The sequence below is a fragment of the Streptomyces sp. NPDC042201 genome (genome assembly GCF_055582185.1).
On the sequence record NZ_JBVJDS010000021.1, the window covers coordinates 55,675 to 81,544 of the forward strand.

The window sequence follows — 25,870 nt, forward strand, 5'->3', positions numbered from 1 at the left end:
GCGTGCGGTGCGATGAGCGACGAGGACCGCGGGGCCGGCGAGACCCCCGGTGCCTCCGGCGACGCGGCACCGGCGCCCCGGCTGCCCATGCTGCTGGAGGCCGTACTCGGCATCGGCACCGACCTCGAACTGCGCACCACGCTCCAGCACATCGTCGACACCGCCACCGAACTCATCGGCGCGCGGTACGGCGCGCTCGGTGTGATCGACCCCGAACGCGGCCGGCTCACCGAGCTGTTCACCGCCGGCATGAGCGACGCCGACCGGCAGCGGATCGGACGGCTGCCCGACGGCCACACCGGCATCCTCGGGGCCCTCGTCCAGGACCCCCGGCCCCTGCGGCTCGACGATCTGACGGCCGACCCCCGGTCCTCGGGCGTGCCGCCGGGCCACCCCGGGATGCGCTCCTTCCTCGGCGTCCCGATCCAGGTGGACACCGACGTCTTCGGCAGCGTCTATCTGACGGACAAGGGGACCGGTCTCTTCACCGAACAGGACCAGGCCCTGCTGCTCGTGCTGGCCTCGCAGGCGGGTATCTCCATCGCCAACGCCCGGCTGTACGGGACGGCGTTGCAGCGTGAGCGGTGGATCGAGGGGGCCGCCGCCGTCACCACCGCCCTGCTGACCGGGCAGACCCCCCACGACGCGCTGATGACCGTGGCCGAGTCGGCCCGGGTCCTCGCCGACGCCTACGCGGGCGTGGTGCTCCAGCCCACCGAGGAGGGCGGCATGGAGATCGTCGCCGCGTCCGCGGTCGACGACCCCGGCGACATCGTCGGCACCACCATCGAACCCGGCTCCCCCGTGCTCGTCCAGCTGCTCGGCGGGGAACCGGTCTTCATCGAGGACTCGTCGACCGACCCCCGGATGACCACGCATGTACGGGCGCGCTTCGGGCCGAGCATGATGCTGCCGCTCCAGAGCGGCGGCAAGCTGATCGGTACGCTCGCCCTGCCGCGGCGGCGCGGCGGCCGCCCGTACAGCGCGGTGGACCGGCTGCTGGCCACGCAGTTCGCCTCACAGGCCGCGCTCGCGCTGGTGCTGGCGGACTCCCAGCACGACCGGGAGCAGCTCGCGGTGTACGAGGACCGCGACCGGATCGCCCGCGATCTGCACGATCTGGTCGTCCAGCGGCTGTTCGCCACGGAAATGATGCTGGAGTCGACCCGGCGGCGGGCGGCCGCGACGGGCCTGGACGAGCTGCTGGGCCGGGCCGTCGACGAACTGGACTCCACCATCCAGGAGGTGCGGACCACGATCTTCGCGCTCCAGCAGCCCCCGGCGGACGCCCCGACGAGCGTGCGCGGGAAGGTGTTGCGCGAGACGGCCGGCGCGGCGGTCCTGCTGGGCTTCCGGCCGTCCGTGCACTTCAACGGACCGGTGGACACGCTGGTGGGCGAACCGGCGGGCCGCGCGCTGCTGGCCGCGCTGCGCGGCGCCCTCGCGGCGGCGCACCGGCGGGAGGGCGTGACGACGATCGCGGTGCAGGTCGACGCGGCGGCCCGGCTGCCGGACGGACAGGACGGGGTACGGCTGATGGTCACGGACGACGGCCTGCCCGAGGGCGGCGCACGGCGCGGCGCCCAGGACGACCCACGGAACGGGAACGCCGAGCGGGGCACGACGGTGACCTGGGAGTCGCCGCGCTAGGAGGAACACCGCGGCGGCGGTGCCCCGAGTGGGGGGCATCGCCGCCGCGGCGCGGTCAGCTGGTCAGGGTGAAGCTGTCGATGTCGAACAGCGACCCCGAGCCGCCGGTGAAGCTCAGGAACAGCGGTCCCGAGCCCGAGCCCGTCAGCGTCGTGGAGACCGTGGTGAAGGTCTCCCAGCCGCCGGTGGGCGCGACAGCCACCGAGCCGAGCAGCGTGCCGGTGGCCGAGCCCGAGCGGATCTCGATGGTGCCGCCCGCGCCGGCCGAGGACACCCGGGCCGAGAAGGACGTGACGCCCGCGGTGTCCACCGACGCGTATCCGGCCCAGTCACCGTTGTCGATGTAGCCGAGCGTCCTGCCGCCCCCGGCCCCGGCGTGGCCCGCCGCTTCCACGCCGGAGGAGGAGCTGTACGACTCCGCTTCGACGGCGCCCGGTCCGTCACCGCCGCCGTCATCGCCCCCGTCACCCTGGGGAGTGCAGTCCGCGGTCACCGCCCCGGCCGCGTACTGGATGCCGCCGAGCAGCTCCCGCTGGAAGGCGGGATCCGCGTACGACTCGGCGGTGTGGCCGAGCCCGGTGTAGAACGACCGCCCCTCGCCCTGCGGATGGCACCAGGTGATGGGGTGGTCGCCGCTCATCTCGCCGCCGGTGTAGCTGCCCTCGTCCAGGCTCTGGAGCACCCGCACGCCGGCCCGGGGATTGGTGCGGTAGTTGTACCACTCGTCGGTCCTGGACCAGGTCGCGTCCAGATGCGAGGTCGCCGGATGGGTCCGGTCCTCGTTGACGACCGTGGCCTGCTGGATCGCCGGGTGGCTCTTGAACCAGGCGCCGACGAGCCGCTCGTACGCCGGCCACTCGTACTCGGTGTCGGCGGCGGCATGGATCCCGACATAGCCGCCGCCCCCGTCGACATACGCCTGCAGGGCGTCCTGCTGGGCGTTGTCGAGGATGTCACCGGTGGTGCTCAGGAACACCACGGCCTCGTACCCGGCGAGATTCCCCGGGGTGAAGGCCGCGCTGTCCTCGGTGGCCGTGACGGTGAAGTCGTTCGCCGCGCCGAGCGCCTGGATCTCCGCGATGCCCGCCGGGATCGAGTCGTGCCGGAAACCGGCGGTCTTGGAGAAGACGAGCACCTGGTAGGGATCGGCGGCGGCCTGCGCCGTCCCGCCGGGCGCCAGGAAGGCGGCGCCGAGCGCGACAGCGAGGACGCAGGACATCTGCCGTGCGCGACGGGTGAGGTGACGCTTCATCGCTTCGCCCCCTGCGCCGCCGTGGTGAAGGTGAAGGCGTCCACGTCGAACAGGTTGCCCTGGCCGGACGGTCCCTTGAAGACGAGGAACAGTTCGGTGGTGCCGGCCGGCGCGTTGGAGAGGCCCGCCGTCACATCGGCGAACTGCTCCCAGTCACCGGTCGGTGCCACGGTCGCCGTGCCCAGCAGGGTGCCGGTGGCCGAACCCGCCCGTACCTCGATGGTGCCGCCGGGGCCCGCGGACGAGACCCGCGCCGAGAGCTGGGTGGCGTTGTCCACGGCGTACGGCGTGAAGGAGATCCAGTCGCCGTCGTCCGTGAAGCCGACCGTGCTGCCGCCCTCGGCGGCGCCATGGCCCGCCACCTCGATCCCGGACTGGTCCGAGAAGTGCTCGGCCTGCCGGTGGCGGGGCTGGAGGACGCTGCTGCTGTGCGACGTCAGACCGCCGGCGTCGGTGTACTCCGCGTCGAAGACCCCGTAGAGGTTGGCGGCGCTGTCGTGCTCACCGTCGGCCGGGACCGTGAGAGTCCCGTTGCAGCCGTCGGCCGAGGTGATCTGGTGCTCGTGGCTGTCATGTCCCAGCAGATAGGTGACCTTGACCTTGGCGCAGTCGATGGGCCCGTCCTCGGGGTCGCTGCCCTCGACGGTGAACGGCACGGTGTCGCCGAAGGAGAACAGCTCGCCGTTGGCGGGCGTGGTCAGCTTCACGGTCGGTGCGGTGTTGCCCACCGTCACCACCAGGCTGATGGTGCCGGTCAGCCCCTCCGGGTCCTTGACCGTGAGGGTGGGCTGGAAGGTGCCCGTCGCGGTGTAGGTGTGGCTCGGGTTGGCGTCGGTGGAGCCGGCGCCGTCACCGAAGTCCCAGGAGTAGCTGAGCGCCCCGCCCTCGGGGTCGGAGCTGCCCGCGGAGGAGAAGGCCACCGCGAGGGGTGCCTGTCCCGAGCTCTTGTCGGCGACGGCCTGGGCCACCGGGTTGCGGTTGCTGCCGGCGACGTATTCGACGCGGTAGAGCGCCTGGTTGTCGGAGCCGGTGCCGTAGTCGAGGACGTACAGCGCGCCGTCGGGGCCGAAGGCCTGGTCCATGACCTGGGTGCCGGTCCACGGGAAGCTCTCGATGACGCCGGGGCTGCCGTCGGCCTTCACCTCGATGGGCTTGATCCACTTACGGCCGTACTCGGCGGCGAAGAACAGTCCGTCGAGCGACTCGGGGAACTTCACATTGGAGTCGAGGTTCGCGTCGAAGTGGTAGACGGGGCCGCCCATCGGCGACTCGGAGCCGCCGCCGAACTCGGGGGGAGTGCCCGCGTCGCCGCCGTACCTGATCCAGCTGGACTGCGCGGCCGGCAGCTTGTCGAGGCCGGTGTTGTGCGGCGAGTTGTTGGTGGGGCCGCCCGCGCAGTCGTACTTCGCGCCGGAAGGACCGCTGGGGAAGGTGAACTCGCTGTACGCCTCTGCGGCGGTGTTGGTGCCCGTGCAGTACGGCCAGCCGAAGTTGCCCGGCGCGGTGATCCGGTCGAACTCGACCTGGCCGCTGGGGCCGCGGTTCGGGTCGGACACCCCGGCGTCCGGGCCGTAGTCGCCCACGTACACGACGCCGGTCGGCTTGTCGACGGCGATACGGAAGGGGTTGCGGAAGCCCATCGCGTAGATCTCGGGACGGGTGTCCGCGGTGCCGGGGGCGAAGAGGTTACCGCCCGGGACGGTGTAGCCGCCCTCGGCGGTCGGCTTGATCCTGAGGACCTTGCCGCGCAGGTCGTTGGTGTTGCCGGAGGAGCGCTGGGCGTCGAACTGCGGGTTGCGGTCGGTCCGTTCGTCGATCGGCGCGTACCCCTGCGACTCGAACGGATTCGTGTCGTCGCCGGTGGACAGATAGAGATTGCCCTGCGCGTCGAAGTCGATGTCCCCGCCGACGTGGCAGCACTGACCGCGGTCGTTCGCCACTTCGAGGACGACCTTCTCGCTGGCCATGTCGAGGGTGCCGTCGGTCTTCAGGGTGAACCGCGAGAGGTTCAGATGGCCCTTGAACGGCTCGAAGTCCGCGGCGCTGCCGCTGACGGGGGCGTCCCCCGGCGGGGTGTTCAGCGCGGGCGAGTAGTACAGGTAGAGATAGCGGTTGGTCGCGAACCCGGGGTCCGCCGCGACTCCCTGGAGACCTTCCTCGTCATGGGTGTAGGTGTTCAGCTTGCCCGCGAGCTTCGTGTTGCCCGCGGCATCGGTCAGCCGCACGCTGCCGTCCCTGGCCGTGTGCACCACCGACCGGTCGGGCAGTACGGCGAGCGACATCGCCTCACCCAACTCGGCCACGCCGGATGCGAGTTGAACCTGCTGGTAGTCGGAGGCGGGTATCTCGGCCGGTGCTCCGGTCGCCGCCGCACCGACGGCGACCGTGCCGGTGAGCGCGAGCGCGAGCGCTGTGAGGAGTCTGGACCACGCTGGAGGGCGTAGGGGCATCGAGAGCTTCCTTCCTGACTTGCGGTGGGGGGAACGTCAGGCAAGGCGCGCGCCGTCGCGCTTTGCGGTCGGGGCAGAGGGCTAGTGCCGCGACCGGGAATGTTTGCCCGTCGAGGAGCGGCGTCCGGTGCGTGCGATCGCAAGGCGGCCGGAGGCCCCTTGTAGCGGAGCTACTCGGGTCTTTGGCCAACGCGGCGAGCGTGCGTGCTGGGCGTCGCGACGGGGCAAACGTTTCCGGGAGGGGCACTAGGTGGGGTGGGAGTCTCTGGTTTCCGCGGTGAGCGATGTGATGCTGGCAACACAGAATTAATTTGTCAAGGTCATGTTCAAATCCTCGGCGGACGTCTCCGCCGGGACGGTCGGGCGGTGTGAGCCATGCCACAGACGGCCCGAACGGCCCTTGAGCAGCAGGGTTTCCGGCGGGCCCGCACGGGAACAGCACGGCCACCGGGCACGCCCGGGACATGGTCGGGTGAGAAAACAAATCCTGCGCGGGCCCGGTCCCGCCTCCGCGCGCCGGTCCCGTATACGAGTCAGGACATCGCGGCGCGGGGCAGGAGCCCGGCGTCTCAGCGCAGCAGATCGTGGAGCGACGCCGCCATCCGCGCGGCGAAGGTCTCGCGGGTCCTGGCGTCCACCGACTCCAGGGAGAGATACGGATTGAGGTCCTCCAGCTCGACGAGCAGCAGCTCCCCGTCCGGGGCGCGGCACGCGTCCACGCGCTGGATCCCGTGCTCCAGCGCGTTCCAGTCGATGAACCGCCGCGCGAACGCCAGATCCGCGGCCCCGGCCTCGTACGGCACCAGCTCCCAGCGCCGCGCCGGGTCCGGCGCGTACAGGGCGTACTGGAAGTCACGGTCGACGAAGTAGAACGAGACCTCGTAGCGGAACGGGATCAGCGGCTGGACCAGTACGTCGCCGAAGGCGAGGTCCGCGAGCCGGTCCCCGGGGACGAACTCCATCCCGATCGAATCCGCGCCGACCATGGGCTTGACGACATACGTGTCGGCCCGCGGCAGCCGCCCCAGGTCCTCGGCCCGGTCGACGGTCGGGATGACCGGATACCCGGCGGTGCTCAGCTCCGCCAGATACCGCTTGCCCACCATGTCGGCCCGCCCGGTCAGCGGGTTGTACACCCGGACCCCGGCCGCCCGCGCCCGGTCACGGAAGGCGTCGTACCGCTCCTGGTAGTGCAGCACGGGCCCGCTGTTGCGCACCACGACGGCGTCGAAGGACCCCATGAGCCCCTCGGCGTCGAGAGGATGACACAGGGCGACGGCGAAGTCCCGCCGCAGCCGCGACGACAGCTGGATGTCCTCGTCGCAGTACCTGCGCCCCTTGGCCTCGTAGGCGAGATCGGTGACATAGAGGACGCGCGGCGGGACGGTGGACATGAGGCTCCTGACGCTCTGTATCGGCTCGTGCGGCGGAGTGGACGGACCGTCGAACGCCCGGCCGAACACGCCGAGAGGTGACGTTCCACGGGGGCTCCACGTCCGGCTCCCCCTGGGCCGAGTGGGGGTACTGCCGTACGGGCGAAAAGATCTAGCACCGCCGCCCGCCCCCGCCGGCTCCCCCGCTCCGCCCGGACATGAAAAAGCCCCAGGTCAGAACGATTCTTCCCTGGGGGCCCGGTGGGGCGGGTGGGACTCGAACCCACGGCCGACGGATTATGAGTCCGCTGCTCTAACCGGCTGAGCTACCGCCCCTAACGGCGCGTCGCGCACATTTGTGCGCGCCCGTCTGCCGCAGCATAGCCGCTCATACGATCTCCTGCCTCGGATGGGCGGCATCGTTTGACCTTGAGGACCGCACCGTGCAGTGCGTGGTTCCGGGAACCTCCAACTACAGCCGTTGGAGGGACGGGAGGCGTACCCGCCAGGGGTCCTGGGCATACGAAAAAGGACCCCGAAGGGTCCTTCTCGTTTGTGCTCCCCCGGCTGGACTCGAACCAGCAACCCTCCGGTTAACAGCCGAATGCTCTGCCAATTGAGCTACAGGGGACCGCGCTCCCCCGACTGGACTCGAACCAGTAACCTGCCGGTTAACAGCCGGCTGCTCTGCCAATTGAGCTACAGGGGATTGCTGCGTGTGCACCGAACGTACCTACCCCGGTCTTCCCGGGCGGCGCACGTTCGCTGCGACACATACATTAGCGCAAGCAGGGGGGTGCTTCGCCAATCGGTATCCACCCCGGTCACGTCGGGTGATCCCGGGCCACGACGGGGTAGGCGAAGAGCACAGACCGACGGTCCGACGCTGACGCTGGGGACTCCGACGCTTAGGGAAGGGTGGCAGCCATGCGGTACCGCCTCACGTTCATCGCGGGACTGGCTTGCGGATACGTTCTCGGAACCCGCGCCGGACGCGAGCGCTACGAGCAGCTGAAGAAGTCGGCACGCCAGGTCTCGCAGAATCCGGCGGTGCGCAACGCGGCCGAGTCCGCCGCGCAGACCGGCCGGGAGGTCGCGGGCAAGGCGTACCACTCGGTGAGCGGCGTGGTCGGCGACAAGGTCGGGGACAAGATGCCGCACTCCGTGGCCCAGCGCGTGCGCTCGCTGCGGGAGCGCAGCCAGAACGGCCGGGACGACTGGGGAACCAGCAACACCTGAAATAACCCGGTCCCACGGACCCGGACCCTCCCGGCAGCGCTCGCCGCGCCGCGCGTGCGGCAGAATCGGGTGGCATGGGAATAGTCGCCGGGTTGGACAGTTCGTCCGGGTTCACTCGCATCGTCGTCTGTGACGCGGACACGGGTGCCGTGCTGCGGCAGGGGTACGCGCCGCATCCGGGCGAGGCGAAGGCCACCGAGGTCGATCCGCAGGTCTGGCTGCTCTCGCTCGGCGAGGCCGCGAGCGGCGGACTGCTGGAGGGCGTGCAGGCCATCGGCGTCGCCGCGCAGCAGCACGGCATGGTGGCGCTGGACCGGCAGGGCAATCTCGTACGCCCCGCGCTGCTCGGCAACGACAAGCGGGCGCAGGTCGCCGCCGCCGATCTGGTGGACGCGCTGGGCGGCCGGCAGGCGTGGGCCGAGGCGGTCGGATCCGTACCGCAGTCGGCGCAGCTCGTGGCCAAGCTGCGCTGGATGGCGCGGGCCGAGCCGGAGGCGGCGCGGCGCACCGCACTGATCATGCAGCCGCACGACTGGCTGGTCTGGCAGCTGCTGGGCCGCCCGGCGCGCAGAACGACCGACCGGGGCGCGGCGTCCGGGACCGGCTACTGGTCGGCGCGGACGGGGACGTACCGGCCGGACCTGGTGGAGCTGGCGCTCGGCCACCAGGCCGCGCTGCCCGAGGTGCTCGGTCCCGCCGACGCCGCGGGGACCACTCCCGAAGGGCTGCTGATCTCCGCCGGCACCGGCGAGACCATGGCCGCCGCCTTCGGGCTCGGCGTGGCCGTCGGGGACGCCGTGGTGTCGCTGGGAGCGTCGGGCTCGGTGATGGCCGTGCACCACGAGGCGCTCGCCGATCCCACCGGAATGATCACCTCCTTCGCGGACGCCACCGGGATGCATCTGCCGGTCGTCCACACCCTGAACGCCGTACGGGCGCTGCGCGGCACGGCGGAACTGCTGGGTACGGAGGATCTGGACGAGCTGTCCGCGCTGGCGCTCAAGTCCACGCCGGGCTCCTCGGGTCTGGTGTTCCTGCCCTATCTGGAGGGCGAGCGGACCCCGCAGCTGCCGCACACGGCGGGCACGCTGACCGGGCTGCGGCGCGAGTCGATGAAGCCGGAGCATCTGGCACGGGCCGCGTTCGAGGGGATGCTCTGCTCACTCGCCGACGCGATGGACGTGCTGCGCGGGCGCGGGGTGGAGGTGCGGCGGGTGTTCCTGCTGGGGGCGGCCGCCGAGCTGACCGCCGTACAGGCGCTGGCGCCGGCGATCTTCGGGGCGCAGGTCGTCGTACCGCAGCCCGCGGACTACACGGCGCTCGGCGCGGCGCGGCAGGCGGCCTGGGCACTCGGGGTCTCGCGGGGGTCGCTCGCCCGGCACTCCCCGCCGGCCTGGCAGGGCGCGGCCGCCCAGGTCTTCGAGCCGGGTGAGGACGCGGCCGTGGGGACGGCGGTGCGGCAGCAGTACATGGCGACGCGGGAGGAGATCCACCCGGGAGCGTTCGGCGCGGGGGCCTGAGCGCGGCTCCGCCTGGGGGCTGAGGGCGGCTCCGCCCGGGGGCCTGCGCGCGGCGTCGCCCGGGGCGGTTCTTGACCCGCCCTTGGACATAAACCCTTGGGGCTCAGCGGCCGGAGTGCCGCAAGATGGGGTCGACCCCTCCACCTTTGCCGACTCCGAGAGACTTCGCGTGCTCCTACGTCTTCTGCGAGCCCATCTCGCTCCGTACAAGAGACCAATAGCCCTGCTGGTGGCGCTCCAGCTGTTGCAGACGTCCGCCACCCTCTATCTGCCCACCCTCAACGCCGACATCATCGACGAAGGTGTCGTGAAGGGGGACACGGGCTACATCCTGGAATTCGGCGGCATCATGATCGCCGTCAGCGTCGTCCAGGTGATCTGCAACATCGGCGCCGTGTACTACGGCGCACGGACCGCCTCGGCCCTCGGCCGGGATGTGCGGGCCGCGATCTTCGAGCGGGTGCAGAGCTTCTCCGCCCGCGAGATGGGCCACTTCGGCGCCCCCTCGCTCATCACCCGCACCACCAATGACGTCCAGCAGGTGCAGATGCTGGTCCTGATGTCGTTCACGCTGATGGTGTCCGCGCCCATCATGTGTGTCGGCGGCGTCGTGATGGCGCTCGGCCAGGACATTCCGCTGTCGGGGGTGCTGCTGGCCGTCGTACCGGTGCTCGGCATCGCCGTGAGCCTCATCGTCAGGAAGATGCGGCCGCTGTTCCGGACCATGCAGACGCGGCTGGACACGGTGAACCGGATCCTGCGCGAGCAGATCACCGGCAACCGCGTGATCAGGGCGTTCGTCCGGGACGAGTACGAGAAGGAGCGCTTCCGGGGAGCCAACACCGAGCTGACCGACGTCGCGCTGGGCACCGGCCGGCTGATGGCGCTGATGTTCCCGACCGTGATGACGGTCGTGAATGTGTCCTCGGTCGCCGTCGTCTGGTTCGGCGCGCACCGCATCGACAGCGGCCATATGCAGATCGGCGCGCTGACCGCGTTCCTCGCGTATCTGATGCAGATCGTGATGGCCGTGATGATGGCCACCTTCATGTTCATGATGGTGCCGCGCGCCGAGGTGTGCGCCGAGCGCATCGAAGAGGTGCTGGACACCAGGTCGAGTGTCGTACCGCCGGAGAACCCGGTGCGGGAGCTGCGGCGGCACGGGCATCTGGAAGTACGGAACGCTGAATTCCGCTTCCCCGGGGCCGAGGAGCCGGTGCTGCGGGACGTGTCGTTGATCGCACGGCCCGGCGAGACGACCGCGGTCATCGGATCGACGGGCAGCGGCAAGTCGACGCTGCTCGGGCTCGTACCGCGGCTGTTCGACGCGACCGGCGGGGAGGTGCTCGTCGACGGCCAGGACGTCCGCGGGCTCGATCCGGCGCTGCTGGCGAAGACCGTGAGCCTGGTGCCGCAGAAGCCGTATCTCTTCTCCGGGACGGTGGCGACGAATCTGCGGTACGGCAACCCCGACGCGACCGACGAGGAGCTGTGGCACGCGCTGGAGGTGGCGCAGGCGAAGGAGTTCGTCACCACCCTGGAGGGCGGGCTGAACGCGCCCGTCGCGCAGGGTGGCACGAATGTCTCCGGCGGGCAGCGGCAGCGGCTCGCCATCGCGCGGACGCTGGTGCAGCGGCCGGAGATCTATCTGTTCGACGACTCGTTCTCGGCACTGGACTACGCCACGGACGCGGCGCTGCGGCGCGCGCTGGCGGCCGAGACCGCGGAGGCGACCGTCGTGATCGTCGCCCAGCGGGTCTCCACCATCCGTGACGCCGACCGGATCGTGGTGCTGGACGAGGGCAGGGTCGTCGGGACGGGCCGCCATCAGGAGCTGATGGCGGGGAACGCGACATACCGGGAGATTGTTCTCTCCCAGCTGACCGAGGCGGAGGCTGCCTGATGAGCGGTCCAGGCGGACGCATGATGATGGCCGGCCCCACGCAGCGGTCGATGGACTTCAAGGGGTCGGGCAAGCGGCTGCTACGGCTGCTGACCGTGGAGAGGTCCACGCTCTGGTGGATGCTCGGCGCCGGTGTGCTGAGCGTGGCGCTGTCGGTGGTGGGCCCGAAGATCCTCGGCCGGGCCACGGACCTGATCTTCGCGGGGGTCATCGGCCGGCAGACCCAGGAAGGCGTCACCAAGGCGCAGACCCTCGCCGGTCTGCGGGAGAAGGGCGACGATCAGCTCGCCGACCTGCTCTCCGGGGTGGACTTCACCCCGGGCAGCGGCATCGACTTCGGCGCGGTGCGCGATGTCCTGCTGGTGGTACTGGTGGTGTATCTGGCCGCCGGCCTGCTGATGCTGGTGTCGACGCGGCTCTCCATCCGGGTCATCAACCGCACGGTGTTCCGGATGCGGGAGGACGTCGAGGCGAAGCTGTCGCGGCTGCCGCTGTCGTACTTCGACCAGCAGCAGCGCGGCGAGGTGCTCAGCCGCGCGACGAACGATGTCGACAACATCTCGCAGACCATGCAGCAGACGATGGGGCAGCTGATCAACTCGGTGCTGACGATCGTCGGTGTGCTGGGGATGATGTTCTGGATCTCGCCGCTGCTCGCGCTGGTGGCCCTGGTGACGGTGCCGCTGTCGGTGCTCGTGGCGGCGAAGGTCGGCAAGCGGTCGCAGCCGCAGTTCGTGCAGCAGTGGAAGGTCACCGGCACGCTCAACGCCCATGTCGAGGAGATGTACACCGGGCACGCCCTGGTGAAGGTCTTCGGACGGCAGCACGAGTCGGCTGAGGCGTTCCGGGAGCAGAACGACGACCTCTACGAGGCGGGCTTCAAGGCGCAGTTCAACAGCGGGATCATGCAGCCGCTGATGCTCTTCATATCCAATCTCAACTATGTGCTGATCGCGGTCGTCGGCGGACTCCGGGTCGCCTCGGGCACGCTGTCGATCGGTGATGTGCAGGCGTTCATCCAGTACTCACGGCAGTTCTCGATGCCGCTGACCCAGGTCGCCTCGATGGCCAACCTGGTGCAGTCAGGGGTCGCTTCCGCCGAGCGGATCTTCGAGCTGCTGGACGCCGAGGAGCAGGAGCCCGACGCGCCTTCGGTGGAGCGGCTGCGGGAGCCGAAGGGACGGGTGGCGCTGGAGAACGTGTCGTTCCGGTACTCCCCCGACAAGCCGCTGATCGACAATCTGTCGCTCTCGGTGGACCCGGGACAGACGGTCGCGATCGTCGGCCCGACGGGTGCGGGCAAGACCACGCTCGTCAATCTGCTGATGCGGTTCTACGAGGTGACGGACGGCCGGATCACCCTGGACGGCATGGACGTCGCGAAGATCTCGCGCGAGGAACTGCGGTCCGGGATAGGCATGGTCCTCCAGGACACCTGGCTCTTCGGCGGGACGATAGCGGAGAACATCGCGTACGGCGCTTCGCGCGAGGTCACCCGGGAGGAGATAGAGGAGGCGGCCCGGGCGGCCCACGCCGACCGTTTCGTCCGTACGCTCCCCGACGGCTACGACACGGTGATCGACGACGAGGGCTCGGGGGTCAGCGCCGGCGAGAAGCAGCTGATCACCATCGCGCGGGCGTTCCTGTCCGAGCCGGTGATCCTGGTGCTGGACGAGGCGACCAGCTCCGTGGACACCAGGACCGAGGTGCTCATCCAGAAGGCGATGGCGCGGCTGGCCCACGGTCGTACGAGCTTTGTGATCGCGCACCGGCTCTCCACGATCCGGGACGCGGACGTGATCCTGGTGATGGAGGACGGCGCGATCGTCGAACAGGGCACGCACGACGAGCTGCTGGCGGCGCAGGGCGCGTACGCACGGCTGTACGCGGCCCAGTTCGCGCAGGCGGTCGCCGAAGTGGACTGACCTGGGGGGCGTTCGAACCCCGGCGGCCTGCCCGGATCCCGGCGCCGCGCCCGTACCGCCCAGCCGGGCGGGGGCGCGGCGCCGGCTCAGTCGAGGTAGCCGCGCAGCTGCTCCGCGGAGGTGTGGACGCGCAGCTTGTTCAGCGTCTTGGACTCGATCTGGCGTATGCGCTCGCGGGTCACCCCGAAGATCCGGCCGATCTCCTCCAGCGTCCTGGGCCGGCCGTCGGCCAGTCCGTAGCGCAGCTGGACGACCTTGCGTTCGCGCTCGCCTAGGGTGGAGAGCACCGCCTCCAGATGTTCGCGCAGCAGCAGGAAGGCCGCGGACTCGACGGGGGACGCGGCGTCGCGGTCCTCGATCAGATCGCCGAGCGCGACATCGTCCTCCTCCCCCACCGGGGCATGCAGGGAGACCGGCTCCTGGGCGAGCCGCAGCACCTCGCTGACCCGCTCCGGGGGCAGTTCCAGCTGGGCGCCGACCTCCTCGGGGGTGGGCTCGTACCCGCGTTCCTGGAGCATTCTGCGCTGGACCCGTACGACGCGGTTGATCAGCTCGACCACATGGACCGGGACACGGATGGTACGGGCCTGGTCGGCCAGCGCGCGGGACATGGCCTGGCGGATCCACCAGGTCGCGTACGTCGAGAACTTGTAGCCGCGGGCGTAGTCGAACTTCTCAACGGCCCTGATCAGGCCCAGGTTTCCCTCCTGGACGAGATCGAGCATGGTCAGTCCGCGGCCGACGTAGCGCTTGGCCACGGAGACGACGAGCCGCAGATTGGCCTCGATCAGCCGGCGCTTGGCCATCCGGCCCAGGACCACCAGCCTGTCGAGATCCAGGGCCAGCCGGGAGTCCAGATCAGGGGCGCTGCTCAGCTTCTCCTCGGCGAAGAGACCGGCTTCGACGCGACGGGCCAGGTCCACTTCCTCGACGGCGGTGAGCAGCGGGACGCGGCCGATCTCCCGCAGGTACTGGCGGAAGAGATCGGAGGAGGGCCCGTCGCTGTCGGCACGGCTGGCGCGCCGGCCCGGGGGCACGGGAACGATGGGGATCTCCACGGGGTTCTCGGTGAGGGTCTCCATGACCGGCTGGGTCACCGTCTCGGCCGACGCCTGGGGCAGCGTCCGGGTCAAGGACTGGGGCAAGGGCTGGGTCAACGTCTGGGTCCGGGTCTGCACGGGGGGCGACCTCCAGGGTGATCGCTGCCGGTTCGGGGGCGTGCGGCAGCGGGACGGAGGCAGCCGGGCCGCTTTCCGTCCCGTACACGATGAGCGGATCCGCGGGGGTGAGGCGCCCACTCGCCGGTGGGCAGGCCGCGCTCCGAGGACTCAGGCACCGCACCCCAGTGTGGGGTACGACACATCGCCGCCACGAGGGGCGTGCGGTGACTTTCTGAGTCCGGTACGTAACCCCGCTGTTACGGAAGGGAGAGGCGCGGGCCGCTCCACGGCGGGGCCCGGCCCGCTCTACAGAAAGGCGCGGGCCGCCCTACAGGGCGTCGGCGCCGCGGTTGCGCAGGGACCGGCCGTACTGCTGGAGCACCCACAGCTCGTTCTGTACGGCCGCGTAATGGTCCGGTTCCGCCTGGGTGCCGAGCCGGGTCAGGGTGCCGGTGACATCGCGGACCCGGCGGTCGACGGCGCGCAGCCTGACCTGGACGAGCTGCTCCCCGGCGTACGTCTCGTCGATGGTCTTGCCGTGGAACACCTCCACCGCCAGCTCGGTGACCAGCGCGCGCACCACGTCGTTCGGCGCGGCCTCGCGGACCCGGGCCAGATACTCGGGGGCCGAGCGCAGGCCCGACTCGGCGCCGCCCGCGTCCTCTATGGCGCGGCGCACGGCGGCGTACGGCGGGGCGGTGAACTCGTCCGTCCCGTAGGCGTCGAAGGCCGGGGAGACCAGCTCGGGCCGCTGGAGGGCGAGTTTGAGCAGCTCACGCTCGGTGCGGTGGGCGGGGCTGCGGAGGTTGAGCGCGGGTCCTGAGGGGCCCTGCGTCTGGGTCTCGTACGACTGCTGCGAACGGCGCTCCGGCGCCTCCGCCGGACCGCGGCCGCCGCGGTCGCGGGCCCAGCGCGCCACCTGCGCGACGCGCTTGACCACGAACTGGGTGTCGAGGATGCCGAGGATGCCGGCGAGCTGGACCGCGACCTCGTGCTGCGAGGAGCCGTTCTTGATCCGGGCGACGATCGGGGCGGCCTCGTCGAGCGCGGCGGCGCGGCCCGCCGGGGTCTCCAGGGCGTACCGCGAGACGATCTGGCGGATCGCGAACTCGAAGAGCGGCGTGCGGGGTTCGACCAGGTCCTGGACGGCTTCGTCGCCCTTGGCGAGGCGCAGCTCGCACGGGTCCATATTGTCGGGGGCGATGGCGATATAGGTCTCGGCGGCGAACTTCTGGTCGTCCTCGAAGGCGCGCAGCGCGGCCTTCTGCCCGGCCGCGTCCCCGTCGAAGGTGAAGATCACCCGGGCGCTGCCGTTGTCCATCAGCAGCCGCCGGAGGATCTTGATGTGGTCGCCGCCGAAGGCGGTGCCGCAGGTGGCGATGGCGGTGGTGACACCGGCCAGATGGCAGGCCATCACATCGGTGTAGCCCTCGACGACGACGGCCCGGCTGGCCTTGGCGATGTCCTTCTTGGCCAGGTCGACGCCGTACAGCACCTGGGACTTCTTGTAGATCGCGGTCTCGGGGGTGTTGAGGTACTTCGGCCCGTTGTCGTCGTCCCGGAGCTTGCGCGCGCCGAAGCCGACGACCTCGCCGGAGATGTCGCGGATGGGCCACATCAGCCGGCCGCGGAAGCGGTCGATCGGGCCGCGGCGGCCGTCCTGGGAGAGCCCGGAGAGCAGCAGCTCCTTGTCGCTGAAGCCTTGGCCGCGCAGATAGCGGGTGAGGTGGTCCCAGCCGACCGGGCTGTAGCCGACGCCGAAGTGCTCGGCTGCTGCCTGGTCGAAGCCGCGCTCGGCGAGGAACATACGGCCCGTCTCGGCCTCGGCGCCGGACAGCTGCTCGGCGTAGAACTGCGCGGCGATCTTGTGCGCCTCGACCAGACGGGTGCGCTCGCCGCGCTGGCTCGACGGGTTGTACCCGCCCTCTTCGTACCGCAGGGTGATGCCCGCCTGGGCGGCGAGCCGCTCGACCGTCTCGGAGAAGGAGAGATGATCGATCTTCATCACGAAGGCGATGGTGTCCCCGCCCTCCTGGCAGCCGAAGCAGTGGAAGAGACCCTTGCTCGGACTGACCTGGAAGGAGGGGGACTTCTCGTCGTGGAAGGGACAGAGCCCCTTCAGATTGCCGCCGCCCGCGTTGCGCAGCTGGAGGTACTCGGACACGACGGCGTCGATCGGGACCGCGTCCCGTACCGCCTTCACGTCGTCATCGTTGATCCTGCCTGCCACGCGTGAATCCTACGGGGACGCGCGGACAGTCCTGTCCGGCCCCGGGGATCCGGTGCGGTGCCGGGAGTCCTGTACGCGTCAGGTGCGCAGGGAGCCCAGCGGGACGCCCGGGTCGGCGAGGGCCTCCAGATCCTGCGGCTCGGCGGAGCGGATCAGGCGCTGGATGTCTTCGGTGACGTCCCACACATTGACGTTCATCCCGGCGAGCACCTTGCGGTCCTTCAGCCAGAAGGCGACGAACTCCCGCTTTCCGGCGTCGCCCCGTACGACCACCTGGTCGTACGAGCCGGGCGGCGCCCAGCCCGAGTACTCAAGACCCAGGTCGTACTGGTCGGAGAAGAAATACGGGACGCGGTCGTAGGTGACGTCCTGGCCGAGCATGGCGCGGGCGGCGGCCGGGCCGCCGTTGAGCGCGTTGGCCCAGTGCTCGACGCGTACCCGGCCGGCGGGCAGCGTGCCGCTCCAGTCAGGCAGCGGGAAGGCGGCCACGTCGCCCGTCGCGAAGATGTCGGGGTCGGAGGTGCGCAGACCGGCGTCCACGGCGACGCCGCCGCCCTGGTCCCGGTCGGCGAGCTCCAGACCGGCGGCCTCGGCGAGGGCCGTGCGCGGGGCTGCGCCGATCGCGGCGAGCACATCGTGGGCCGGGTGCTCCTCGCCGTCGTCCGTACGGGCCGCCAGGACCATGCCGTCCTGTCCGGTGATCCCGGTGAGCCGCGCGCCGAAGTGGAAGCGGACGCCGTGCTCGCGGTGCAGGTCGGTGAAGAGCTGGCCCAGCTCGGGGCCGAGCACATGGTGGAGCGGGGTCGGGGCGGACTCGATGACGGTGACCTCCGCGCCGTACCCGCGCGCGGCGGCCGCGACCTCCAGGCCGATCCAGCCCGCGCCGGCGATGACCAGATGGCCGTTGTCGCGGCCGAGGGCGGTCAGTACCTGGCGCAGCCGGTCCGCGTGGGCGAGCCGGCGCAGATGGTGGACTCCCACCAGATCCGTACCGGGGATGTCGAGGCGGCGCGGTTCGGCGCCGGTGGCCAGCAGGAGTTTGTCGTACCGCACGGAGGTGCCGTCGCCGAGATGCACGCACCGGGCGTCCCGGTCGATGGAGGTGACGGTCTGGCCGAGATGCAGCTCGATCTCGGCCTGGGCGTACCAGCCGGACTCGTGCACGAAAACGCTGTCCCGTTCCGCCTTGCCGAGCAGATAGCCCTTGGACAGGGGCGGGCGTTCATAGGGGTGGTCGCGCTCGTCGCCGATGAGGATCACTCGGCCGGTGAAGCCCTCCGCGCGCAGGGTTTCCGCGGCCTTCGCCCCGGCCAGCCCGCCCCCGACGATGACAAATGTCCGATGTGCGTCGACCACTTGATGCCTCCTCTTCGCGCTGCCGCCATCTGCGAGCGTCCCGTACGGAGCGTGATGGCGAAAGAGGGAGCGCTCCACGGACGTGTCTCACCGCAGTGATCTGGCTACTCTCGTACCCAGCGTGCATCAGGAGCGGTGAGGCATGAGGGGCGCGTGCTACGCATCCATTTCACCACCGCCGATCTGAACGTGCCGCGCGTGGCGGCGCGGCCCGGCCGGTGGCGTCCGTGTGTCAGGGGCGGCTGGTGAGTCCCGCGTGCAGGGAGCGGGCCGCCGCGTCGGTGAGCGAGGCGATCTGGTCGACGATGACGCGCTTGCGCGCCCGGTCGTCGGGGGCCGTGCCGAACAGCGCGCGGAACTGCGGATCCAGCCCCTCCGGGGCGCGGGCGGTGAGCGCCTCGGCCAGCTCGGCCAGGACGATCCGCTGGTCGACGCGGAGCGCCTCCTGTTCGGCGCGCTGCATGACATAGCGGTCGGCGACGGCCTTGAGGACCGCGCACTCGTGGCGGGCCGCGCGCGGGACGACCAGCTCGGCGGCGTACCGGGTGAGCGGGCCCGTGCCGTACGCCCGGCGGGTGGCGCCCTCGGCGGCCAGGCAGAAGCGTCCGATGAGCTGGCTGGTCGCGTCCTTGAGCCGGCCCTGCGCCACGGCTGAGCCGTCATAGCCGTGCGGCCACCACTCCTGCCGCATGAGCCGGTCGAGTGCGGCCGACAGCTCCTCCGGGTCGGTGTCCGCCGGTACGTACCTGCCGATCGCCACCGCCCAGATCCCGCGCCGCTCGGTCTCGGAGGAGAGCGCGGCGGGGTCGACATGGCCGGCGTGCAGACCGTCCTCGAAGTCGTGGACGGAGTACGCCACGTCGTCGGACCAGTCCATGACCTGTGCCTCGAAGCAGATACGGTCCGCCGGTGCGCCCCGGCGGGCCCAGGAGAAGACCGGCAGGTCGTCCTCGTACACCCCGAACTTCGGCGAGCCGGGCTCGGTGGGGTGGGCGCCGCGCGGCCAGGGGTATTTGGTGGCGGCGTCCAGGGCGGCGCGGGTGAGGTTGAGGCCGACGCTGACCAGATCGTCTCCGCCCTGGGACTCCTGGGCCGCTCGGGACTCCTGGGCCGCTCGGGATGCTGGAGATGCCTGGGATTCCTGGGATTTCTGGGATTCCTGGGACCGTACGAAGCGCTTCGGCTCGATCCTGGTCAGCAGCCGCAGCGACTGGGCGTTGCCCTCGAAGCCGCCGCAGTCCCGGGCGAAGTCGTTGAGCGCCTGCTCGCCGTTGTGGCCGAAGGGCGGGTGGCCCATGTCGTGGGAGAGACACGCGGCCTCGACGAGATCCGGGTCGCAGCCGAGCGCCGCGCCCAGTTCGCGCCCCACCTGCGCGCACTCGAGGGAATGGGTCAGCCGGGTACGGGGACTGGCGTCCCACTCCTGGCTGCGGGATCCCGGGGTTACCACCTGGGTCTTGCCGGCGAGCCGGCGCAGCGCGCTGGAGTGCAGCACGCGCGCGCGGTCACGCTGGAAAGCGGTGCGTCCCGGGCGCTTGTCGGGCTCGGTGGCCCAGCGCTCGGTGGCCGCGTCGTCGTACGCGCCCGCCGGTTCTGAGGGGTGCGGTGTGGTGATGCCGGTGGTGCCTGCCATGCACCGAAGGTAACCGGAGCGGCTGTCCCGGGCGGAGGCGAGGGGGCGGCGGACCTGGCGCGGGGCGTCGCGGGCACGGTCGGCGGGCACCCTCGGCAGGCACCCTCGGCAGGCACTGTCGGCTCGTTGTCAGACCCCTCACCTACTGTGAAGATCGTTCGGAACCAGAAGGTCGGGGAGGGGTCCTGCCATGGGCTGGATCGAGACGTCGGGCGGCTATGCCGTCACGCTGGACGGCACACGGGTGCTGTGCCGCAATGCCGCGGGCCGGGCACTGAAACAGGTGCCGGCGAAGCTCAAGGATGACGCCGAGGTGGTACGGCTGCGGCAGCTGGCCGAGTGGCTGGAGCGGCACGAGCGGGAGTGCCGGGAGCAGGTGGACGCCTGGCTGGTGCGTTCGCTGCCGGTTCCGGTGGCCCTGCTGGCGCGGGTGTGGCCGGATGCGGCCTGGCAGTCGGCGCTGCGCGATCTCGTGGTGGCGCCGGTGGCCGCGGACGGCTCGGCCGACACGGCGCGTGCGGGGTTTCTGCGGGACGCGGATCCGGTGCGGGGGCTGGGGATCGTCGATCTGGACGGGGACTCGGTGCGGCTGGACCCGGCCAAGGTGGCGACGGTGCTGATTCCTCATCCGGTGCTGCTCGAAGAGCTGGCGGAGCTGCGGGAGTTCGCCGCGGAGCTGGGGGTCGAGCAGGGCGCGGAGCAGCTGTTCCGCGAGGTGTGGCGGCGGCCGGAGCCGTCCGACGACCCCGCCGACGCCGGTAGTACGGCCGGTACGGCTGGTACGGCGCAGGACTGGCGGGCGTACGCCAACGGGAAGTTCGAGCAGCTGCGGCACGCCACCGCGCGTGCGGTCTCGCTCGGCTACCGGGTGCGCGGCGGCCAGGTGGTCTGCCCCCTGGTGGAGGACGGGCGGCCGCTGGAGGCGGCGTACTGGCTGGGGGACGACTATCCCGACACGGAGACGCTGACCGGCTCGCTGGAGTGGCGTGACGCGGCCGGGCGGCGGCTGCCGCTCGCGGAGGTGGGGCCGGTCGCCTGGTCGGAGGGTGAGCGGATGGCCGCGCTGGTGTACGCGGGCCGTGTGGTCGTGAGTGACGAGGAGGGGGCGCTGTGAGCGACGTGCGAGGGCCGGGCGGGATGTCGGCCGACCAGAAGACGCCAGCCGACCAGAAGGCGGCGGGCAAGAAGACGGCGGCCGTGACATCGCCGGAGAAGGACCTGCTGGACGCCGGCGCGGTGCTGCCGCTCGGCGGCGCCGAGGGCGATGTGCTGACCGCGCGGGCGTACGGCCATCCCGCGCTGGACGGGCGCGCGGTGGTACGGCTGGTGCCCGGGGCGATCGGGGCCGCCGAGGATCTCGCCCTGGAGTACCTGGGATTCGGCGCGGCCGAGGTCGGCGAGGTCGGCCGGGTCAAGCAGCAGTCGCTGGGCTTCCCCGCCTGGGCGCTCGTGCACGACCCGGGCAACGGCCATCACGCGCTCGCCGTGGTCAAGGAGATGGAGCGGCTCACCCGGCTGGTCGCCACGAAGCCGGGGCTGGCGAAGGAGGGGTTCGACGAGATCGGCGAGCGGCTGGACCGGTCCGTACCGCACTTCCTGCCCACCTTCTACGAGCAGGTGGCGCGGCACTTCCTGGCCGCCGAGTCGCGCCAGTACGCCTCGACGTTCTTCGGCAAGGCGCGGGCGGCGGAGCAGCGCCACGCCCTGGATGTGGACGAGGAGCGGCTGCGCGAGGTCTTCCTGGAGTTCGCCGGGGCCGGTGCGCTGAGCGGCAAGGCCCTGCGCGAGCACGCCAAGGCACTGACGGTCCGGCTGTCGGCGACCGAGGCGTACGGCCAGTTCAAGGCGGTCTCGCTGGAGCGGTGCGCGGCCGGACTCGCCCCGTACGCGGGCATGCTGGAGGATCTGCGGCGTCTCGCGAAGGGCGCGGCCCTGGACGCGGACGCCGAGGAGCGGTCGCTGCTCGCGGAGATCATCCACACCGGCCCGATGAACCGCGCGGCGGCCAGCTTCTGGAAGTCCGCGCTGCCGGCCCTGGCCGCCGTGGCGGCCGAGGACCGCGCGGTGCGTGAGCGGCTGCTGACGCTGCTGCCCGCCACGGGCGGGGACAGCCCCGAGGAGTTCGACGCCTCCTGGCTCGCCCTGCTGGACCGGTGCGGGGCGGTCGCCCTGCTGGTGGACGGGACGGTTCCGGCCGCGGAGTGGCTGTCGTCCTGGGCCAGGCACCGGCAGCGCGGCTGGCGGGCGACCAAGCGGCTGGCCGCCGAACTGGCCCTGACCGAGCGGCTGGTGGACCGGCTGGTGGCCGACGGCACGCCCGTACGGCTGCTCGGCGGCTACGGCAGGCGCGTCACGGTGGACCTGGATCTGCTGGACGCCTGTCTGGCCTGGGGGGTACCGGTCGCCGGTCCCTCGGAGGACGGCGGGAGTCTGGATCTGGCCGACTGGCTGTTCGACGAGCGCGAGGGCCGCAGGGATCTGGCCGCGCTGACGGCCGATCCCCGGTTCACCCGGCTGCTGCGCGCCGGCGTGGAGCAGCTGGGCGAGAACGACGAAGCCCCGGCACGGCTCGAAAAGGTCGTCGGCCATCCCGCGCTGCGTACCGTGCTCGTGGGCTGGCTCGGTGAGCGGGCGGACGATCTGTCGCGGCCCTTCGGACTGCCCGCGCTGGACGCCCAGTTGCGGCGGCTGACCCGGTTCTCTTCGCGGTCCGTGCTGGCCACGGCGCCGGACGCGGTGCGGCGGATCACCGCGGTCTCGCCCGCTCCGGCCCTGGCGAGGACGTTGCGGGCGGGCATCCTCGACGAGCTGGTCTGGCCCGCCCTGGAAGAGGCGCTGCCGGGGCTCGGGAGGGTCGACGCGAAGGCCTCGGGCACGCGCTACGGCTACAACGCCGACCAGTGGTACCAACTCTCGGACGCCTGGCCCGCGCTGCTGGTCCGGGTCGGCACCCAGGTCGCGGCGGTGCGGCCGACGGGCGTGCTCGACCAACGTGTCCTCAGCCTGCCGACGACCGCGCCGGCCCACCGGGACGCGGTGACGGTCCGTTATGTAGAAGGCCAGTGGCTGATCGCCAACGGTTACGGCGACGACCGGCGGGCCGTCTGGTCGGGCCGCCCCGCCGAGGTGTTCAAGCCCACGGGCGAGCTGAACGACCACTGGACCGAGGCCCGGACGCCCTCGTTCGCCCTGCCCGACGGCGGTCGCTGCTACGGCGGCCGGCCGGTGCACGCGGGCGACACCTCCTTCGCCGCGGAGCGCCGCCCGGTCGTCTCGGACGGCATCTCCGTATGGGTGCTGCACGAGAACCAGTGGTGGGAGTACGACCCCGAGTCCGCCCGCAGGGGCCGGGTGTCGGTGCCCGCCTTCTTCGACTCCGCGCTGGCCGAGGGCGGCGGACAGCTGCTGGAGCGGGCCTGCCGGCTGCTTCCCGTACAACCCGGCCTGGAATCCTCGCCGTTCGGCACGAAGGACGGCCTGCTGGGCTGGTGGGTCACGTACGACCCGGCGGAGCGGACACTGACGGCCTGCTCGGTGGACGGCAGCCGCAGCCCCGCTGTCCCCATGCCGCCCCGCTCCCGCGTCCAGCACCTGACCCACGGCATTCCCGTGCCGCCGCTGCGGCTGCCCGGCGGGGCCGTACTGCATCCCCGTGAGTCGAACGGATTCGACGCGCGGATCGATCTCTACGACGCCGACGGCGTCCATCTCGCGCGGATGGCCGAGGGCGAGCGCGGCGGCGTGTACGCCGCGGGCACCGTGATCGTGCCGCCGGTGGCGTACTGGCACGCGCTGCGGCCGCGTGACGAACGCGGCTCCGCGGCGCTGCGCGAGGTGACGGAGGCGGACGCGCGGGCGCTGCTGGCGGCCGTCGCAGGCGACACGAAGCCGGAGGCGGCCGTGCGGCGGCTGCTGCCGGAGGTCACCCACCCGGCTCTGGTGGCGGGCGTGGCCGGACTGCTGGACGAGGCGGTTCGCCACGGCAGGCGCCTCGAAACCCTCGCCGAACGGGCCACGGAGGAACAGGACTCCGGCGATCCGGAGGAGCCGAAGGTCCGGTACGCCTTCGACGGTGTCCTGAGCGAGGCGTTCCAGGGCTTCGCCGAGCCGACGTACCGGTACTTCTACCAGCACCGGCCCCGGAGCAGCACGTCGGTCCTCGACCAGATCCGGTTGCTGCCGCAGCTGTTGGCGCCCGTCGCGGTCCCGGGGCGGACGGCGCTGCGCGGGCCGAGCGAGGGGTGGGTGACGCTGTGCGGCTCCGGGATGGTGGCGCTCGCCCTGCGCGCCGCCTCGCCCGTGACCTCGGACGAGCATCGCGCGGCCCTGCTGGAGTTCCTCGACACGGCGCTGGCCGTGCGGGGCGCCGCACCGGCCGGCGGGGGCGACGACCACGCGCCGCTGATCGACCCGCGCGGCCGGCTGCGGGCCGTGGAGCTACGGATCCCCGGAGCCTCCAACGAGGACAAGTACACCGGCGAGGTGCGGCACGCCGGGGCCCGGCGGCTGTTGTTCCTCGGCCGGCTGCGGACGGAGGAGAAGGACGCGTACTGGCACTGCGTCGAGTACGACCCGGCCGGGGCCTTCGGTGGCTGGGACGGCTGCACGCTCATCTCGTCCGAGGTGCTGGGCGCGGCGGACGACCCGCTGCGGGCGCCCGCGGTGCGGCGGCTGCTGGAGCTCGTACGGGAGCAGGGCCCGCTGCCCTACCGCCCGGAGCAGGCCGTGGACTTCGCGGAGCGGGTGGGAATCACGCCGGCGGCGGGCGCGCTGCTCCAGCTCGGTTCCCCCGGGCTGAACAGCTACCGGAGCCAGCAGGCCCTGCCGGCCGAGTATCTGGAGCCGCTGGGTGCGAAGAGCGCCGAGGCGCAGGTGGCGGTCGGAACGATGGCCGCGCTGAGCATCCGGGAACGGCGGACGTTCACCGGCCTCCTGCTCCCCGCCGAGCCGGAGCGGGTGGCGGATCTGTGGACCACCGGTTTCGCCTCGGAGCCGTTGGTGGGCGCGTGGATCGCGGCGCGCGGCAGGCGACGGCCCACACCGCCCGCCCTGATCAGAAGGATGGTGGCCGAAATAGGCGGCGGCACCGCCGTGAGCGACGCCCTCAACCCCGAGTGGCAGGAGCGGCTCGGGGGCCGTACCGAACAGCGGATGGCCGACGGAACGCTGGAACCGGCAGAGCCGCGTCTGCTGCTGACCGGGACCTCGCTGCAGGCCACGGTCGACGCGCTGCGCTGGCTCGCGTACCGGCTGCCGTACGGCGATCCGCTGCGGGCGGTCCTGCCGGTGACCGCGCGGATGCTGCGGAAGCGGCTTGCCGACCCCGGTCTGCTGCTGGACCTGGGCGTGGACCGGGACTCCGGCTACGACGCCGTGTCCCCGCGGCTGCGCGAGGCCCATGGCCTGGCGCCCCGGCGCGGCGGCGACGAGAAGGAGCTGTTCGCGCTGTCGGCGGCGCTGGTGCTGGCCCCGACGCGGTACGGACGGGACTGGGACGAGGTGTGGGTGCGGCCGGCGGCCGTACTGCCTGCGGCGTGGGCCGAGGACGGGGCCGGGGCGGGGAGCGGGGACCGGGGTGAGGGCGGTCCTGATCATCCCGACCTGAAGCTGCTGGCGGCGACGGCGGGCGCGGCGCCCGCGCTGGCGGCGCTGCGGGCGCTGCTGAGCGAGGAGTTCATGGAACTGGTCTCGGCCGACGGCCCGCCGGGGGCGCAGCAGAACCCGCAGCACAGCGTGCCGGAGCTGGTGGGCCTGGCGGTGGAGCGGTTCGGGCTCTCCGAGGACGCGGCGGCGCTCTATCTGATGCTGCTCGCGCTGCCCGACCCGACGGACCGTCACCAGACCGAGTGGACGGGCTGGAAGCCGGCCCGGCTGAAGAAGGCCCGTACGGAACTGGCCGCCACCGACCTGGTGGTGGAGGCCAGGCGGGCGCGGGCGGGACGGTCGCTCTTCCTGCCCGGCGGCTGGCTGGAGCAGCCGACACCACGGCTGCCGTCGGAGAGCTGGAAGACGGCGCTGCTGCCGTGGGAGCTGCCGGGCTTCGTGGTGCCCGACCGGCCGGTGCCCGAGGTGTACGAGGCCGCGTGGCGGCGGGTCGTCGCCGGCGACGCGCCGGGGTTCGAGGAGTTCCAGGGCCGCCGCGGCGGCCGGGGAGGCAGACGATGACGGCGACGGGGACG

General features: G+C 71.7%; 12 protein-coding genes, 3 tRNA genes and 2 pseudogenes. 7 read left to right on the plus strand and 10 right to left on the minus strand.

From position 1 onward, the window contains the following. Positions 1–12: 12 nt before the first annotated feature. Positions 13–1,650 (plus strand): GAF domain-containing protein, encoded by a 1,638-nt coding sequence (locus ACZ6MZ_RS33420; RefSeq protein WP_469356286.1) that lies wholly within the window; start codon positions 13–15, stop codon positions 1,648–1,650. Positions 1,651–1,711: 61 nt separating this feature from the next. Here ACZ6MZ_RS33420 and ACZ6MZ_RS33425 read toward each other — a convergent pair. The 6 genes and pseudogenes from ACZ6MZ_RS33425 to ACZ6MZ_RS33450 form a co-directional block, all read right to left on the minus strand. Beyond that, positions 1,712–2,902, minus strand: a pseudogene (locus ACZ6MZ_RS33425) (ThuA domain-containing protein); the annotation flags it as partial. Further along, a complete protein-coding gene (locus ACZ6MZ_RS33430; protein ID WP_469356288.1) occupies positions 2,899–5,352 on the minus strand; it encodes a carbohydrate-binding protein in 2,454 nt (817 codons plus the stop codon). The gene ACZ6MZ_RS33430 and the pseudogene ACZ6MZ_RS33425, both read right to left, overlap by 4 nt. A gap of 569 nt (positions 5,353–5,921) precedes the next feature. Further along, positions 5,922–6,746, minus strand: a complete 825-nt coding sequence (locus tag ACZ6MZ_RS33435) for an ATP-grasp domain-containing protein (RefSeq protein WP_469356290.1) — start codon at positions 6,744–6,746, stop codon at positions 5,922–5,924. 241 nt (positions 6,747–6,987) lie between these two features. Continuing rightward, positions 6,988–7,061: transfer RNA gene (locus tag ACZ6MZ_RS33440), tRNA-Ile, on the minus strand. A gap of 222 nt (positions 7,062–7,283) precedes the next feature. Continuing rightward, positions 7,284–7,356, minus strand: a tRNA-Asn gene (locus ACZ6MZ_RS33445). Positions 7,357–7,361: 5 nt separating this feature from the next. After that, positions 7,362–7,434 (minus strand) — tRNA-Asn (locus ACZ6MZ_RS33450). A 218-nt stretch (positions 7,435–7,652) separates the two neighbouring features. Between ACZ6MZ_RS33450 and ACZ6MZ_RS33455 the strand changes: the two genes are divergently transcribed. From ACZ6MZ_RS33455 to ACZ6MZ_RS33470, 4 genes are all read left to right on the plus strand, one after another. Then, positions 7,653–7,964: a YtxH domain-containing protein gene (locus ACZ6MZ_RS33455; protein WP_384189266.1), complete on the plus strand. Its 312-nt coding sequence runs from the start codon at positions 7,653–7,655 to the stop codon at positions 7,962–7,964. Between the two features lie 74 nt (positions 7,965–8,038). Further along, positions 8,039–9,484 carry an FGGY family carbohydrate kinase gene (locus tag ACZ6MZ_RS33460; RefSeq protein WP_389791048.1) on the plus strand — a complete coding sequence of 482 codons (1,446 nt, stop codon included), beginning with the start codon at positions 8,039–8,041 and terminating at the stop codon, positions 9,482–9,484. A 169-nt stretch (positions 9,485–9,653) separates the two neighbouring features. Continuing rightward, on the plus strand, positions 9,654–11,387 hold the full coding sequence (locus ACZ6MZ_RS33465; protein WP_384189269.1) for an ABC transporter ATP-binding protein: 1,734 nt from the start codon (positions 9,654–9,656) through the stop codon (positions 11,385–11,387). Further along, positions 11,387–13,312: an ABC transporter ATP-binding protein gene (locus ACZ6MZ_RS33470; RefSeq protein WP_469356292.1), complete on the plus strand. Its 1,926-nt coding sequence runs from the start codon at positions 11,387–11,389 to the stop codon at positions 13,310–13,312. The genes ACZ6MZ_RS33465 and ACZ6MZ_RS33470 overlap by 1 nt, the downstream gene beginning before the upstream one ends. Positions 13,313–13,398: 86 nt before the next feature. Here ACZ6MZ_RS33470 and ACZ6MZ_RS33475 read toward each other — a convergent pair. The 4 genes and pseudogenes from ACZ6MZ_RS33475 to ACZ6MZ_RS33490 form a co-directional block, all read right to left on the minus strand. After that, a pseudogene (locus ACZ6MZ_RS33475) lies at positions 13,399–14,589 on the minus strand (RNA polymerase sigma factor). Between the two features lie 211 nt (positions 14,590–14,800). Then, entirely contained in the window at positions 14,801–16,702 is a 1,902-nt protein-coding gene (gene dnaG, locus ACZ6MZ_RS33480; protein WP_469356294.1) for a DNA primase, read from the minus strand. Between the two features lie 78 nt (positions 16,703–16,780). Then, positions 16,781–18,058, minus strand: coding sequence for an NAD(P)/FAD-dependent oxidoreductase (locus ACZ6MZ_RS33485; protein WP_389791043.1), 1,278 nt, complete (start codon positions 18,056–18,058; stop codon positions 16,781–16,783). Positions 18,059–18,290: 232 nt separating this feature from the next. Continuing rightward, a complete protein-coding gene (locus ACZ6MZ_RS33490) occupies positions 18,291–19,691 on the minus strand; it encodes a deoxyguanosinetriphosphate triphosphohydrolase (protein WP_469356296.1) in 1,401 nt (466 codons plus the stop codon). A gap of 190 nt (positions 19,692–19,881) precedes the next feature. On the opposite strand from ACZ6MZ_RS33490, the gene ACZ6MZ_RS33495 reads away from it, so the two are divergent. Both ACZ6MZ_RS33495 and ACZ6MZ_RS33500 read left to right on the plus strand, forming a co-directional pair. After that, complete coding sequence (locus ACZ6MZ_RS33495; RefSeq protein WP_469356298.1) at positions 19,882–20,805, plus strand: DUF4132 domain-containing protein; 924 nt, start codon at positions 19,882–19,884, stop codon at positions 20,803–20,805. After that, positions 20,802–25,856: a hypothetical protein gene (locus tag ACZ6MZ_RS33500; protein WP_469356300.1), complete on the plus strand. Its 5,055-nt coding sequence runs from the start codon at positions 20,802–20,804 to the stop codon at positions 25,854–25,856. The genes ACZ6MZ_RS33495 and ACZ6MZ_RS33500 overlap by 4 nt, the downstream gene beginning before the upstream one ends. The last annotated feature ends 14 nt before the right edge of the window (positions 25,857–25,870 follow it).

Coding starts and splice junctions, on each gene's coding strand:
- ACZ6MZ_RS33420 (WP_469356286.1), top strand. CDS start 13: ATGAGCGACGAGGACCGCGGGGCCGGCGAGACCCCCGGTGCCTCCGGC.
- ACZ6MZ_RS33430 (WP_469356288.1), bottom strand. CDS start 5,352: ATGCCCCTACGCCCTCCAGCGTGGTCCAGACTCCTCACAGCGCTCGCG.
- ACZ6MZ_RS33435 (WP_469356290.1), bottom strand. CDS start 6,746: ATGTCCACCGTCCCGCCGCGCGTCCTCTATGTCACCGATCTCGCCTAC.
- ACZ6MZ_RS33455 (WP_384189266.1), top strand. CDS start 7,653: ATGCGGTACCGCCTCACGTTCATCGCGGGACTGGCTTGCGGATACGTT.
- ACZ6MZ_RS33460 (WP_389791048.1), top strand. CDS start 8,039: ATGGGAATAGTCGCCGGGTTGGACAGTTCGTCCGGGTTCACTCGCATC.
- ACZ6MZ_RS33470 (WP_469356292.1), top strand. CDS start 11,387: ATGAGCGGTCCAGGCGGACGCATGATGATGGCCGGCCCCACGCAGCGG.
- ACZ6MZ_RS33490 (WP_469356296.1), bottom strand. CDS start 19,691: ATGGCAGGCACCACCGGCATCACCACACCGCACCCCTCAGAACCGGCG.
- ACZ6MZ_RS33495 (WP_469356298.1), top strand. CDS start 19,882: ATGGGCTGGATCGAGACGTCGGGCGGCTATGCCGTCACGCTGGACGGC.